This is a genomic window from Phaeobacter sp. JH20_26 (assembly GCF_048056275.1).
Lineage (GTDB): Bacteria > Pseudomonadota > Alphaproteobacteria > Rhodobacterales > Rhodobacteraceae > Phaeobacter > Phaeobacter bryozoorum.
In genome coordinates this window covers 65,486-79,953 of record NZ_JAYMWL010000010.1, presented here as the reverse complement: position 1 = coordinate 79,953, position 14,468 = coordinate 65,486, and the positions used below count along the sequence as shown (strand labels likewise).

General features: G+C 57.8%; 12 protein-coding genes. 11 read left to right on the top strand and 1 reads right to left on the bottom strand.

The genetic code is table 11. From position 1 onward, the window contains the following. Positions 1 to 124: 124 nt before the first annotated feature. Positions 125 to 1,192: a hypothetical protein gene (locus VWY60_RS04865; RefSeq protein ID WP_416541572.1), complete on the bottom strand. Its 1,068-nt coding sequence runs from the start codon at positions 1,190 to 1,192 to the stop codon at positions 125 to 127. Positions 1,193 to 1,418: 226 nt separating this feature from the next. Here VWY60_RS04865 and VWY60_RS04860 point away from each other — a divergent pair, with 226 nt between their 5' ends. From VWY60_RS04860 to VWY60_RS04810, 11 genes are all read left to right on the top strand, one after another. Continuing rightward, the gene (locus tag VWY60_RS04860) at positions 1,419 to 2,300 is read left to right on the top strand and encodes a recombinase family protein (RefSeq protein ID WP_416541571.1); all 882 of its coding nucleotides are present in this window, start codon (positions 1,419 to 1,421) and stop codon (positions 2,298 to 2,300) included. Between the two features lie 366 nt (positions 2,301 to 2,666). Further along, positions 2,667 to 3,866, top strand: a complete 1,200-nt coding sequence (gene repA, locus VWY60_RS04855; protein WP_028288490.1) for a plasmid partitioning protein RepA — start codon at positions 2,667 to 2,669, stop codon at positions 3,864 to 3,866. Beyond that, on the top strand, positions 3,866 to 4,834 hold the full coding sequence (gene repB, locus VWY60_RS04850) for a plasmid partitioning protein RepB (RefSeq protein ID WP_416538609.1): 969 nt from the start codon (positions 3,866 to 3,868) through the stop codon (positions 4,832 to 4,834). Before repA ends, repB begins: the two co-directional genes overlap by 1 nt. Positions 4,835 to 5,074: 240 nt before the next feature. Further along, positions 5,075 to 6,130, top strand: coding sequence for a plasmid replication protein RepC (gene repC / locus VWY60_RS04845; protein WP_416541570.1), 1,056 nt, complete (start codon positions 5,075 to 5,077; stop codon positions 6,128 to 6,130). 106 nt (positions 6,131 to 6,236) lie between these two features. Further along, positions 6,237 to 8,405: a ParB/RepB/Spo0J family partition protein gene (locus VWY60_RS04840; protein ID WP_416541569.1), complete on the top strand. Its 2,169-nt coding sequence runs from the start codon at positions 6,237 to 6,239 to the stop codon at positions 8,403 to 8,405. Positions 8,406 to 8,504: 99 nt separating this feature from the next. Continuing rightward, a complete protein-coding gene (locus VWY60_RS04835; protein ID WP_416541568.1) occupies positions 8,505 to 8,978 on the top strand; it encodes a hypothetical protein in 474 nt (157 codons plus the stop codon). Between the two features lie 388 nt (positions 8,979 to 9,366). Next, the gene (locus tag VWY60_RS04830; RefSeq protein ID WP_010138195.1) at positions 9,367 to 9,531 is read left to right on the top strand and encodes a hypothetical protein; all 165 of its coding nucleotides are present in this window, start codon (positions 9,367 to 9,369) and stop codon (positions 9,529 to 9,531) included. A gap of 254 nt (positions 9,532 to 9,785) precedes the next feature. Then, positions 9,786 to 10,838 carry a hypothetical protein gene (locus VWY60_RS04825; protein WP_416541567.1) on the top strand — a complete coding sequence of 351 codons (1,053 nt, stop codon included), beginning with the start codon at positions 9,786 to 9,788 and terminating at the stop codon, positions 10,836 to 10,838. A gap of 754 nt (positions 10,839 to 11,592) precedes the next feature. Next, positions 11,593 to 11,997, top strand: coding sequence for a single-stranded DNA-binding protein (locus VWY60_RS04820; protein ID WP_416541566.1), 405 nt, complete (start codon positions 11,593 to 11,595; stop codon positions 11,995 to 11,997). Positions 11,998 to 12,160: 163 nt separating this feature from the next. After that, positions 12,161 to 14,095 (top strand): hypothetical protein, encoded by a 1,935-nt coding sequence (locus VWY60_RS04815; RefSeq protein WP_416541565.1) that lies wholly within the window; start codon positions 12,161 to 12,163, stop codon positions 14,093 to 14,095. Further along, positions 14,089 to 14,466, top strand: coding sequence for a hypothetical protein (locus tag VWY60_RS04810; RefSeq protein WP_211089808.1), 378 nt, complete (start codon positions 14,089 to 14,091; stop codon positions 14,464 to 14,466). Before VWY60_RS04815 ends, VWY60_RS04810 begins: the two co-directional genes overlap by 7 nt. Positions 14,467 to 14,468: the final 2 nt, after the last annotated feature.

The window sequence follows — 14,468 nt, the reverse complement described above, 5'->3', positions numbered from 1 at the left end:
CCTTTGGCCAACCAGAAACCACTAAGACGTGACCAGACATAAGCTATCCAGGCAGTTTGGTTTCCCGAAAGGTCCTCGCGGCGTGCAAGCAGTTTGTGCTCACCCATAGTTTGGCGTGACGGATCTATTTGCCTGCGCGCCAAATCCTGAAACGTCCCTGCCCCGAAATTTCCTGCACCAGTCCCATCGCGTCCATCAGCTTCAGATTGCGTTGAACTGCGGCTCGGCTGGCACCAGTCAAAATCTCAGCCATAGGAGCCGAGATCAATGGCCAGTCCGTGAAGACCTTGCGCAGATTTGTCGGTGTGCGGCCCGACAGCATGGCCATCGCGTGTTTCGCCCGCGCTGCCCATGCCTCGATATCGTCCAAGTGCCGCATCGCGGTCAAAACGGCGCTTTCCATCCCGGCTAGCCATCGCTCCAATCTCTCGGCAGGTGGCCCTCCCGACCGCAGCCCACCCGCCCCGCCCATGGCGAGCGGTGCGAAGATGGCGCCGCTTCCATCGCTGGCCGCGATCCTGGACGCGGTGACGGCGGCTTCCATCTGGTCACCGTGCTGTCCGAGGCCGGCCAGGCTCCAGAGATGAAAGCCCATGCAAGCCCGCGTGATTGGGTGGAGCTCGGCTGCTGCAGCCATTACGTCCAACCATCCGCCCGCGCGATCTTCGAAACGCTCGGCGCTGCCTTTAATGTTCTCGGGATCGCGGCGATCCAGGAAGGCGGCCAAGTCAACCTTCGGTCCGGGACCGCCTGTCAGGCGCCGAACAGCCCATCCAACTCTTGCCAGGGCATTTGGGTCATCCTGTGCACCTGACAGCCGCATCGATATCCAGAGCGCCAGACGATCAGAACTCACCCGATCCCCTGCAAACCAGCTGAGTTCCGCTGCCTCGATAAGAGCGAGGCGGTGCCGCCAGCCTTCAGGACCGCGCAGCAGCCGGTCATCCAGAGCACCCAAGCGTCCAGCAACCCGTGCCAGATGCGCAGCGTGAACGCCTTCTGCCTTTGCCCAGTCGTCGATGACAGCGGAATCTGGCGGTTCCGCCCGCGGCCCAGGAGGCAAATCATCCGGTTCTTCTTCGAGTGGTCCCGGCAGAAACCAGAGATCCTCTTCGTGAGCCGCTTCATCCTCCTCGATGGTGGTGAGGGGGTCATTGAAATCATCAGTCAAAGTGGATGCTTGGATCTTCATATGTGCAAAATACTGTTCTTTTGCACATTACCAAAGTGATTTCGTGAGGGTTGCCTTCACTCTTTTTATAGTATGCACGCGCGACTGCAGGTGAAGCCTCTCAGATCGCACTCAGCGCAAGGAAACCAAGGGTTTTTGGACGAGCACGACGAGAGAGCACCTACTTGCATTCGTTTACAAACGGTCGTTTATTAGCGATACATTAAATTGCAAACGGTCTGTTTTCATGCCCTTGATAGGCTACGCCCGCGTTTCCACTGAGGATCAGACCCCCCTGCCCCAGTCTGAGGCCCTGAAATCCGCAGGCTGCGCCGAGATCCATGAAGAACACGCCTCAGGCGGCAATCGTGCGCGGCCGGTGCTTGCGCGCGTGCTAGAGCGCATCAGCGAGGGCGACACGCTGGTTGTCGTTCGGATCGACCGGCTTGCGCGGTCCCTGTCGCACCTTCTCGAGGTGATCGAGCGGCTGGAGGCCAAGGGTGCGTTCTTCCGCTCGCTGCAGGACCCGATCGACACCGCCTCCCCCCAAGGCAAGTTCACTTTGCAGGTTCTTGGCGCCGCGGCCGAGCTCGAACGCGCTCTGATCCGCGAGCGTACCAAAGCCGGACTTGCCTCGGCACGCTCAAAGGGCCGCGTCGGCGGCAACCCAGGTCTTCGCGCCAAGGACTCTGAAGCGCTGCGCAAGGTGTGGTTGGCACGACAGGACGGCTACATGGAGCGCTTGCACGAGACAGCGCAGGATTGGGTGCCCCATGTACGCCGCCTGCGGCCGGATATGGCCTGGGAAGACGTGCTGCGTATCATCAATGCTCCCCTGCCCCACGACCGCCACTGGACCCAAAGCCGTTTGCTCCGCGCCGTGAAGGCATACGTTGGGGACGGATTCCTGCCCGCTGAAGTGCTTGGACGCGCTGGACGTCGCGAAACCGACGATCGCCTGCCTGCGATTGTCGCCGCAATCAAAGGTGCTGACCCCGAGATCACCTTGCAGGCAATCTGCGACCGACTCGAATCCATGCGTGAGCGCACCCCTCGCGGTCGAACCAGCTGGCAGCCTTCCTCAGTCAGAATGCTGCTGGAGCGTGCAGAGCGCCTCGACCTTTTGTAGGCGCTAATGGTCGGCAAACCACCCTGTTCGCTCGGCCCAAATCTTCCAGAATCATCGCCTCAATTGGACGAAAACCACGTAAATATCCAACAATGCCTTGGGGTTAGTTCGCGCGAGCAGAAAATATCTCGAAGGGTGTCGGCTTCGCCAGACACGGTCTTTATCGTTGGTAATCAATGCGTTATCTAGCGTAAGCCCTGCGCGACCAAATTGGTGCTGTGGATAACTTTTCCACTACATCTAGATTCTTCTTGCCGGACTCAGATGTTCGTGGCATCTCCATTCTGACGGCAAAACGCGTCAGACGTGGCTTCGACCGTCAGAACGACAAAGAGCCTTAGCAAAGGCCATGAGAGGCGGCAGAACATGGATGATCGAAATACGGGCTACGCGCAAGGCATAGGCTCTTCCGACATCGGAGCATTTGCAGACAGTCTTGCTGAGTCGCTTGACCGGCAGATGAAAGTTGCGTTCGAGCCAGAAGAACGCAAGTCCTTGCGCCGCTTCAGCTCGACCGAGGTCGCCGAGTTGCTGCGCGTTAGTACGTCGAACCTGCGCAACCGCCACAAAGATGGCAGCTTCCCAGAAGTTCACACTGACGGTCGCGGTCATAGGTTCTACACGGCCGAAGAAGTTGACGACCTCCGCAACATTTTGGCGCGGACAGGCAAAAATGCTGACGCGTACAGACCTGGCCGCCGAGACGGTGACCGTCTTCAGGTCATTTCGGTCGTGAATTTCAAAGGCGGCAGCTCGAAGACAACAGCGACGATCCATTTGGCACACAGGTATGCCCTGCGTGGCTACCGCGTGCTTGTGCTGGACCTCGACCCGCAGGCCAGTTTGACGACATTTTTCGGCTTCCGGCCTGAGCTCGAATTCGCCGAAGGCGGCACAATCTACGACGCATTGAGATACGATGATCAGGTTCCGCTCTCGGAGGTCATCCAGAAAACATACTTCCACAAGCTCGACATGGTCCCGGCTGGCTTGATGTTGTCCGAGTACGAAACCGAGACAGCGAATGCCCTTGCGCGCAGGGTTCAGCCGATTTTTGCAGAGCGTCTTGCTCTGGCGCTAGAGGAAGTCGACTCAGACTATGACATCGTGCTGATCGATTGCCCTCCGCAGTTGGGCTTCCTGACATTGACAGCATTGGCAGCGTCCACGGGCTTACTTGTGACGGTCGTCCCCGGCATGCTCGACATCGCTTCGATGAGCCAGTTCCTCAAACTCGCTTCGGAAACGGTCAAAGCCGTCGAAGAGGCGATTGGACGACATGTCACTTGGGACTTCGTAAAGTTCCTGATCACACGCTACGAGCCGTCGGACGGACCACAAACGCAAATGGCCGGGTACCTACGTTCAATCCTTGCGGGCCAAGTCATGACTGAACCGATGCTGAAGTCGACAGCCATTTCTGACGCCGGCATGACTCAGCAAACCATCTATGAGGTAGACCCGAGCCAGCTCATTCGGAAGACCATTGATCGGGCTTTGACCAGCGTGAACAGCGTTGCCGATGAGTTGGAGCAGACAATCCAAATGGCATGGGGGCGTCGCTGATGGCTCGAAATATCTTCAACCAGCCACCGAAAGACGAGAAAGAGTCGGCAGCCCCCTCCCCTGCCCCGGTCAAATCCTCGAAGCTACCTGGCTCGGTTGGCGGATTGCGGGACTCTCTCCGGGAAATCACTGCCAACTCAATCCGAGATATCGAACCCGACCGGATCGATATGGATGGCCTCCGGGATCGCCTGATCCTGGAAGATAGTAGCATTGAAGATCTCGCCGAAAGCATTCGCAAGCATGGTCAGCAAGTGCCGATCATGGTTCGCCCCTCTGACCAACCGGATCGATACCGCATCATCTACGGGCGTCGCAGACTTGCAGCCATTCGAAGAGTTGGTGGAACCGTCAAAGCGATCGTTCGAACGCTCGATGATGATGCTTCTCTGATCGCGCAAGGTCAGGAAAACAACCTGCGGCTGGATCCGTCATTCATTGAAAAATCTCTTTTTATCAAAGAGATGCAGGAGGCCGGTTACAAGCCTGGCGTCATTCAGGACGCCCTAGGCCTCACCCGGCAAGGTGTGTCGAACCATCGTGTAGTCATCGAGCAGCTGCCTGACGAACTTGTCCGGCTTATCGGCCCGGCTCATGGCGTAGGTCGACGCCAATGGGGTGATCTTGCTGCACTTTCAGAGAAGGTTCCGCTTGTCGACATTGCGCGTGAGACACTTGCCTCTCTGCCTAACACCACTCCAAGCTCGGACAAGTTTCAAGCCGTCTATGTTGCTTGCTCCAGCAAGGCGCGTGGCGCAGCCGACCAAAGCGCCCGTGGCCAAACGACCGTGGTAAAGGACAATAGTGGTAGCCCTGTCGGCACACTTTCAGTCGATGGCAAGTCGATCGCTATCAAGATCACCCGCAAGGACAACCCGGAATTCGGCCAATGGCTTGAAGAGCGCGCGGAAACCACGCTGCGACAGCTTTTTGAACAATGGCAGAATGAGAGAGGCTCGGGGAGCTGATCCCCGGTCATAACCAAAAACACGAGCAGAGGAGAAAGGCGAAGACCAAAAAGAAAAGAGCCCCCCAAGGTTTCCCCCGGAGAGCCCTCATCATCTGATTAGCACCTGTGATGTAGCAATCTCCGACATACCGGTCAAGAGTCACCGATTCGGTGGACGTCTTTTTGTTGCCTTTTCTCGCCAAGAACAGCGGGAAGAGCCGGGGAAGTTGTGGGCCACAACGGTCGTCGTTCAACAAACATGGCATTCACAAAGCTTTCCGTTCAGACCTTTGGCGTCGGCAAGGGCACCCCCGCCACGTCAACACCTGAAGCCGACATCTGGGCAGTCTTCCGCGCGCTCAGAGATACTCGCAGCCTGTTCGGTCTCCGTCCAGGACATGTTCAAACGCTCCAAGCGATGCTGAGCTTTCTCAAGCCTGGGCATGGAGACACAGTCTTCGCTTCCAACGACGAGATCTGCCGTCGAGTTGGCGGGATCGATGAACGAACCCTCCGTAGGCACATCGATCGCTTTGTTGAACTCGGTTTCATGAAGCGCCACGACAGCCCAAATCGCAAGAGATACCGAGTGAAGTCCTCCGAAGGTCAGTCCATTAGCTATGGGTTGTCGCTGGCTCCGTTGCTCGCGCGTGCCGGCGAACTACTTGCGACAGCCCAAGGGATGGAAAACGCTCGTCGGGATCGCGTGTTTTTGCGAAAGCAAATCCTAACCAAACTTGCTCAGATCGACGAAGCTGACCCCGAGAACGAACTCACTCATCAGGTACGCCGAGTTCTTCGGAGGAAGCTCTCGATCGCGGAGTATCGTACTTTGCTCGGCGAACTGGAGGCTCAATGCAAACAGACGTCCACCGCGGTGGACGCACCAGAAACAATGAAACTGCCCGCCAATGACGGGCAAACTGTCCGCCACCATTCTAAGTCTAAAAAAGAACAAAAAGATTTAGAAAGCGGGACCAACAGCCAAACACCTCCCCTGCAAACGCTCACAACAGTTTGTGACCAGGCTACATCGTTCGCAACGAACTCACTTAGGAACTGGCACGATGTCGAAAGCCACGCGAGAACGCTCGCTCCAATGATGGGAATCCACGAAAGCACCTTCGAAAAGGCTGCTAAGAAGATAGGCTCTCAAAAAGCCTCATGCGCCATCTTCATAATTCTCCAGATGAGCAATCGCATCCGAGACTTTGGAGCGTATTTCCACAGCATCACGCTCGGTCGCAGAGAAACTGACTTCAACCCATCACTGTTGTTGGAGAGGCTTTCTCGTTCTGGGGCAGCAACTGCGTGATGTCCACCGCGGTGGACATGTCGAGAGGTAGAGATGGGCTGTGAAAGGGGTGACGGGAAGTGAGATCGGGAGAGTGGCTTTCGGCGCCCGTCGTGGAGAAGATCTGATGGCGAAATCTGCCCAGAAAGTCACCCTGTCCCCGTCCCGGGACATTCCCTTCGACCAGCTCGTGCTGAGCCAGTCCAACGTCCGGCGCATCAAGGCCGACATCTCGGTCGGGGAACTGGCCGAAGACATCGCCCGCCGCGGGTTGCTGCAGAGCCTGAGCGTTCGGCCCGTTCTGGCGGATGACGGGTCCGAGACCGGCAAGTTCGAAATCCCCGCTGGCGGCCGGCGCTTCCAAGCACTCTCGCTCCTGGTGAAGCAGAAACGCCTGGCCAAGACCACGACCATTCCCTGCATCGTTCGGGATGCCAATTCTGCGATCCTCGCCGAAGACGACTCGCTCGCTGAGAACATGCAGCGTGCAGCACTGCACCCGCTTGATCAGTTCCGCGCCTTCGTTGCGCTTCGGGAGAAGGGTCAGGGCGATGAAGAGATCGCGGCCGCTTTCTTCGTCACGCCGCAGGTGGTCAAACAGCGTCTGAAACTCGCCGCCGTGGCCCCTGCCCTGCTTGAGCTCTATGCCGAGGATGAAATGACGCTGGAGCAGCTGATGGCCTTCACGGTCAATCCGGATCATGAGCGCCAGGTTCAGGTCTGGGATGCGATCAAGTCGTCCTGGAACAAGGAACCTTATCAGATCAGACGCATGCTGACCGAAACCTCGGTGCGGGCCTCCGATCGTCGTGCCGTCTTTGTCGGCGCCGATGCCTATGAGGCTGCTGGCGGCACCATGTTGCACGACCTCTTCCAGGGCGATGACGGCGGCTGGCTGGAATACCCGGCCCTGCTCGATCGCCTGGTCAGCGAGAAGCTTCAGGCTGAAGCCGAGGCCATCGCCACCGAAGGTTGGAAATGGATCGAGGTTTCGCTCGACCTGCCCTATGGCTACAGCCACGGATTGCGGCGGCTGAGCGGAGATCCAGCGCCGATGACAGATGACGAAGGCGCGGCCCATGCCAAGCTGCTTGCCGAGTACCGGGCGCTCGAGGAGGAATACGAGGGTCAGGATGAATTCCCCGAAGAGATCGACGCACGTCTTGGCGAGTTGGAAGTCGCGATGGAGAAGCTGGAGGTTCGACCGCTGATCTTCGATGCGGAGGAGATCGGACGGGCAGGGGCTTTCGTCACGCTTGATCGCTATGGCGAGCTTGCCGTCTATCGGGGCTTTGTCCGGCTCGAGGATGAGCCACGGGCAGACGTCGACGTCCACAGCGGTGAACAGGCGGAAGACGGGCAGGGCGCTGAGCTTTCAACTGGGCGCAATGTGGATGGTATCGTCCATGGCACGGTGATCACCTCTGCTGGCCAGGCGCTTGGCGCGAACGTGCCTGACGACGAGGACGATGGTGCACTGAAGCCCTTGCCCGAGCGGCTGATCATGGAGCTGACGGCGCACCGGACATTGGCACTGCGCGAAGCTGTCGGTCGCTCCCCTGACGTCGCGTTGACGCTGCTGCTCCTGAAGCTCGTCAATGATACCTTTCGGACGTCCAGTTCGGCCGGCAGCTGCCTCGAGGCTTCGGTGCGTCACGTCTACATGTCGGCGCAGGCGAGCGATCTAAAGGACAGCGTGGTGGCCAAGCTGGTGGACGATCGCCACGCGGAATGGGAGGCCGACTTGCCGCTCGGCGATGATGCCGTTCTGTGGGATTACCTGGCCTCTCTTGATCAAGGGAGCCGGTTGTCCGTGCTCGCGCATTGCCTCAGCTTCGGGATCAACGCGCTCCATGAGAAGGTGAACCCTTATGGTGCCGGTATCTCCGCCAGCGGTTTGACCAAGCGGATGACCCAGTCCGACTTGGTCGCAGAGGCGGTCGATCTTGACATGGTCGAGGCGGGGTGGGAGCCGACGGTCGATACCTATCTGAACCGTGTGCCCAAGGCACGGATCCTCGAGGCTGTGCGTGAGGCGAAAGGGGAGGGGACGGCGCAACTCCTCGATCACCTGAAGAAGGGCGAGATGGCAACCGAAGCCGAGCGTCTGCTGAAAGGCAGCGGCTGGTTGCCGGAGGTTCTTCGCCGTCACGATCTGGCAGCACTCGACGACGCGGAAGGGCGGGGGGCGCCTGAGCCCGTTTCCGACGCCGGCCAGACCGAGGATGTCGACCTTCCCGCCTTCCTCACCGCTGACCTGCCGGGTGATGATGCATCGATGATGGCTGCGGAGTGATCCGCGCCATCCGAGGGCGGGTTTCCCCGCCCTCAATCAGATAAAAGGCAACAATATCAATATGATGAATGCAAAATGACGCATTCAGGATGAGGAATCATGTCTGCAACCACCATTCTCGACACCGCGCCCCTGGGCGCGCTCATTCGCTACACCGACAACAGTCCGAAACCGCCTGCGCGGTTCACGAAGAAACTCGCGGCCTGGGAGCGCTCGAACGGCGTTGGCCGTCTCGTCAAGAAGGAGCCGCCACGACCCTATCCGACCTGGACGGCGCCGGCGTCGTTCACGCTTCACGAGGGGAACTTCTCCTCGGACGGGGTCATACTCGTGACGATCATGCGGACCCATTCGGCGGATAGCGCCTTGACCTTCGAGGTCGCTGAGGAACCACAGCCCGGGCAGGTGCGTGTCCTTTTGGATTTCGGCGGTTGCACGGAGCTGCTCCACCTGGCCGAATCTGTCACGGCTGCCGAACTCTGGATCGCCAGAGAAGGCTATCGCAACGCGCGACTCGAAATTGTCGGCAGCGAGGACGGGGATAGGGCAGGGGACGCGGAACTTGCCGCCTGAGCCTACGTAGAACCCAAGGGGCCCGCCAAAGTGCGGGCCTCTCACCCATCACGACCCTGTCCCGCGAGATCGCGGGGCACCAAAGGATCCAATTCAACACAGAAGGAGGTCTTCTACCAAATGTCTGCCCGGGAGGCTGGCAGCGATAGCATCAGCGGAACATACGGCTCCAGTCAGCGGTCGCACCATCCCCCGCTCGCCATTCCCTTCCTTGCCCCGAATCCTGTCTTCGAGATCAACCCGCGAGGGGTCGGACTACGGGCGAACCCGTGCCGCCGGGTGGATTCGGACGAGCCGAACGCACCCAGTGATGTCAGCCAGTCTTCGGGCCTGCGGGGTCCTGTCGCGCGGGGGATGGTCCTCCGCCTCCAAGACAGGAGCCAAACAAATGTCCCGCAAAGATGCTCACGCCTTCGCCGCTTCCCTCGCCGCCACGCTCATGGTCTCGATCGTCGTCTTCCAAGCAGGTGATGGAACCTATGGCGCCGTCCCCGCAGATGAAATCGACGGAGACGAGGTACAGGTGGTGGGTGAGATCGACCCGTGGGCGTGAAGCCCACGGGGTCGAAGACGGCTCGGGCTCGGAGCAAAGCTCCGATCCGGGCCTTTCGCCTGTCCACCGTTCCGGCCGACCGGCAGGCTGAGCCGACGATGGTCGGCATGCCTTTGCATTAAGAAAACAAGCTCGAGCTTCAGCCAATCTGGCTTTGCCCAGACATCAGCGGTCAATTGCAGTGCAATGAAGGCCGCTTGAACATCGTCAGGGTTCGTCGGAAACTGCGTTTTATTTGGTTCAGGTCACGTCGCATGCTCTACAAATCATTGATTTCCTTATACGGTTCATCGCTGGCGGGCAAATCGGCTCCTGCTGACGACCTTGTTTGGCACTTTGCGCCGTCCGAGGATCTGAGGCTCTTTCGCGAGTATGCGCTCGATGCCCTGCAGCAAGCGAAAGTGTACCTGCTCGACCATATGGCTGCAGGCTATGCCGATACGCTTCATGACGCAGTCGCCAAGCAGGCTTCGGAAACCGGTCTTCCCGCAATGGCCATTCTGGGTGAGGTAAAGCTCCCCGCCGACGTTGTTTGGGTCGAATTTGACGATCGAGAGCTGGGTGTCGCGCGCTTTGAACGGGCTTCACCAGTAACGAGACATGACGACAAACCCATAGGCACTGGTCTACGCGGCTATCTCATCGATGATCGAAACAATGTCCACTTGCGCATCACGATGTTCCATCGCCGCGACAATTCGCGGGTCGTCGATCCAATCTGCGCTTTGCTCGTGAAGCGAACTCCGACAGGCGAGTTGAACTACGACAACGTCGAAGTCGAATTGAGCCGTTCCATGGTCGATTTTCGTGTGCGGAGCGGTGATACGAAGGAAATGATCAACGGTCGGCGCACGGTGCACCAAGTTGAAACAGGTTACGATCTTTTCATCCCCTACGCGCTCTTTGCGATGCTGGTTTCCCCGGACTTGGGTGGCATCATTCCCACGGAAAACGAGACGTTCACAGCCAAGGATGCAGAGACCGCTCGAAAGTTCGGGAAGTCCTGGATTCTAGGCGCGCAGAAATCCCATCTTACAATCCGCATTGGTCCGCAGGCCGCGGCTCACATGCAGGAGCGGCAGGCTCGCCTTGAGTTTGAGCGTAAGGTCCAGGACGGGCGAAGCGGCCCTGTTCGCCATTGGGTGAGCGAACATGAGCGTCGCTATCGCAGCGGTAAGGTTGTGTTGGTGAAGGGGCACCACAGAGGGCAATTGCCTGCGCCTAATCTGCCAACGCGTGTGATGGGGCCAAAACCCGAGGCAACGATTTTCGAGTTGGACGCAGTTGATCCGTCAAACCCAGACTGAACCCGGAGTTTTCCATGCAGCCATGTCGTCCGCCGTCAATCTATCGCCGCCACATCGACCAACAGCCGTAGTTTTCGGCCGTGACCGGACCAGGTCGGCGCCAAAAGCTCAGGGTGCCGGAAACCCGACGATACTAGCGCACAAGCGGTTTCCACTCTCCCCGATCAGTTCGGCCAGGAAGTGGTCCATACCGTGGCGATGGCTTTCGCGTTGGTGCAACCTTTCGCCATCTGCCAATCCAAGACCGTGGAGCATGCCCCGGCGACTTCCTTCTGCATTTTCTGTCCGCATTGCGCGACAGCGCCCCGAGATCGCAATCAGTTGTTGGGTGCGGTCCGTGTCCTGAATATTCCGGTATCGATAGCCAGTCGCGGCAAGGCCCTGCATTCCGCAGCACGGAAGGGCAGGGGGGCGAGAGCCGGTGATCGGCACTTAGGCCGCTAGCGGTGTGCTGGGCTTGGGGTAAAGCAGTCCCGATTGGCAAGGATACATGGTCTGGCATGGGCTCCCCGCATCTCTCTGTCTCCTGGGCCATCCCTTCGACTGGCAATCCCCTAATCCCGTTCGGTCTCCTGCGCGCAACCCCGCGTCAGTCCGGGCCGTGTTGGCCGCCTTTGGCGTCCTGCCCGCTCCACCCCGGTCCTTTGGGGGTTTCCGTTGCCCATGCTGTCCACCGTGCACGCGTCACCCGACGGGCTTTTTCAGGGTCTTGTCGAAGGGACGGTCCCGAAGACAGGACACACAGGAGCTTACCATGCAGAACATCGTCATCCTCGCCGGCAACATCGGTCAAACCCCCGAAGCCCGCACCACCCAGGGCGGCACCAAGATCACCAACTTCAGCCTCGCCACCTCGCGCCCCCGCCTCTCAGAAGGCCGAGTGATGCGCGACGAGAACGGTTACCGGGTCATGGACACCGAATGGCACCGCATCACCTGCTTCAACGGTCTCGGCAAGACGGTCGCCGAGCATTGCGAAAAGGGCGTGAAGGTCCTCGTCCACGGCCGCATCCACTACACCAAGTGGATCGACAGCATGGGGAACGACCGCTACGGCTGCGAGATCATCGCCGAGAAGGTCGACTTCCAGAGCCGCCCGAAGTCGGCCGAGAACGAAAACCCCGAGCTGGTCGACCGCGACGACGAGATCCCGTTCTGAGAACGGGGTCTTCCCCTCGGGCCCGGCGGGGATAAACGCCGGGCCCACGTACTACCGCAAGTCAAAAACTCTGACTGGAAATCGGATGAGGTCTGCCCGATGATGCACTACAACCAAACCGCACCACCTGTTGGGAGCCTGCCAGCCGGGCGTGATCTTGAACTTGAAGGGTAATACTTTGGAAAGCGCGAATTTCAGCATTTTCTTGAACGCATTTTCAATTCTAAAGGCCGGTTATGCATCAAACCACGCTGAGATTTCCGATCTAGTCGAGGATGCTGAGTTCGATGAACAACATTCTCAAGAAATCATTCAGCGATCTCAGCAGGCCCTGCTGTCGCCGATTGCCCGCCTGGATCAAGAATTAAGTTGGCTGCCAGAGCTCAGCACTACGCAAATTAATGAGATTGGTTACTTGTTGGAGGCGGGGAAGATAACTGATCTCCGTGAAGCAATTGCATTTCTCCCCGATTTGGCAAAGGCCAACGTTCTCGCGCATTTGTGTGGCACCGTATCTGCGGATGAAACGCTCCTGCAAGACCTACTTCGTGCTTGGGATGATGTTGATCAGTTGGCTCTATTGGAATTCTTAAATTCCCAGCGCCAAGCGGCTGACTTCCCAAGAATCGAAAGCAGCCAACTTGCGGCGTCGATCAGAGTTCTAGAAAGCACTCATGCGCGAAGCGCTGCGCTGTCCGTGTGGCGATTGGATGAACCCGGAAAGGTGATGGAGAGTCTAGTTGAGGCGGAGCTAAAGAGGGACCGGGCAAGCAGAATATTGGCCGAGTTTGTTCGTGAATACGATATCTTGAGCGAACCCCGCCTGGCGAGGATTAGTGAAGCTATTGATCAGCAGATCGAACTTGCCCGTCAACCCACACAACAGCTAGAGGCCGTGACGAGTGAAATCGCTGAACTCCTGCGGCAGTGGGATGATGTCAACCAGCCCGTTCAAGTATTTGAGCAGTATCAAGGACATGAAGAAGGTCGGTCCAAGCAAATCTACGAAAGACTTCGATCGCTATGCCTCGAGCTCGCGAACGAAAGAGGCGAGTTTCGTCACGCAAAGCGGTTGTCTGAAGCGCTATTGCACACGTTTCCAGAGCTGGAATCAGTTGCTGAGGTGCTCAAGGGTGATGTCGAGGCGCTGGAGAACCTCGATGACCAACAGAAGAAGTTTTCAGTGCTGGAGCCGCTTGTTGCCGCTTGTGAGGCCGCCAAATCACAAGTTCCGAAGCTGAAGTCAGCGTTGCAAAGTTCAGGCTTTGCACCAGCGCGTAAGGGGGCCGTGAAAGAAATCTTTGCAGCGTTCGATACCGCCGCAAAAGCTCCGTGCACCGGGGATGCTGCATTCCTTGTTGTTCGAGACCTTGCGTTATTCGTGAACAATGATCGGAATGACCCTGAAACGGCTTTCAGGTTGATCGACGGGCTGATCACGTATCGAGGAGCGAAACCGTCCCAAGATGTTAGTAGTAAACTTGATGAAGAGCGGTCCGTGCTGCATCGCAACTGGAAAATGCCAGAATTGGATCGGCATTCGGGCAATCTCGGCGGAATGGCGAAGGTCGTCGATGAAATGCTCAAATACGCAAAGGGCAATGATCGCGCCGAACTGGTGCAGCTGAAGTCAAGGATTGAGCGCAAGCAAGCTGGCAAAAAAGTGAAGTGGTTGATCTATGGCGGTATCGCGGCTGTCATTGGTTTCTTTGTTATTTCCGATGAACTTGATAGGCCCACCTCACGAACATCCTACCAGCCTACAACCACTTATCAGCCTTCGACACCACGGCAGACCACAACTAGCCCAAGTTCAAATACAAGCGCCGAAACAAGGCCACCTGTTGGTCAAGGCCTCGCTCTGAACAGAGCACAAGTGCGATATTGTGTTTTTCAGGGCGAGCGGCTCGAGGCTATGAGGTCTTTGACTACAACGAATTATCAGATCAGCCAGTTTAATGCGCTCATTGATGACTACAATTCGAGGTGCTCAAATTTCCGATACACAAGCGGTGTGCTGAGTTCAGTGCGCCGAGAAGCACAAGGAAAAACCGCTGAATTCACGGCGGATGCACGAAGGATTGTTGCCTCATGGTAGATGGTGGAAAAAATGACATGAAAATTGAAAGCGTTGCTCAACTCTGTGTCGAATACTGGAAGCTTGCGGCTGCGACTGAGAAAGCGTTGAGTGGCGTACTTGCCAGCGATGGAAAGCGCTTAGAGGCGCAGTTGAAATTCTCCAAACGCCAGTTGGACGTCCTCCTCCAAGATTTGGGGTTGAGATTAGTCGACTTTTCAGGTGAGCGTTTCCATCCTGGCTTGGCGGTTTCGGTCGATAATTCAGGCGATTTTGAAGAAGATGAAGCACTTGTCGTTGGCAAGACAATAGAACCCACAGTCATGTCCGACATGACTGTTATCCGGCTAGGGCGCGTGATCGTTGCGCCAGTTGAACAAGAAGAGGAATAGGC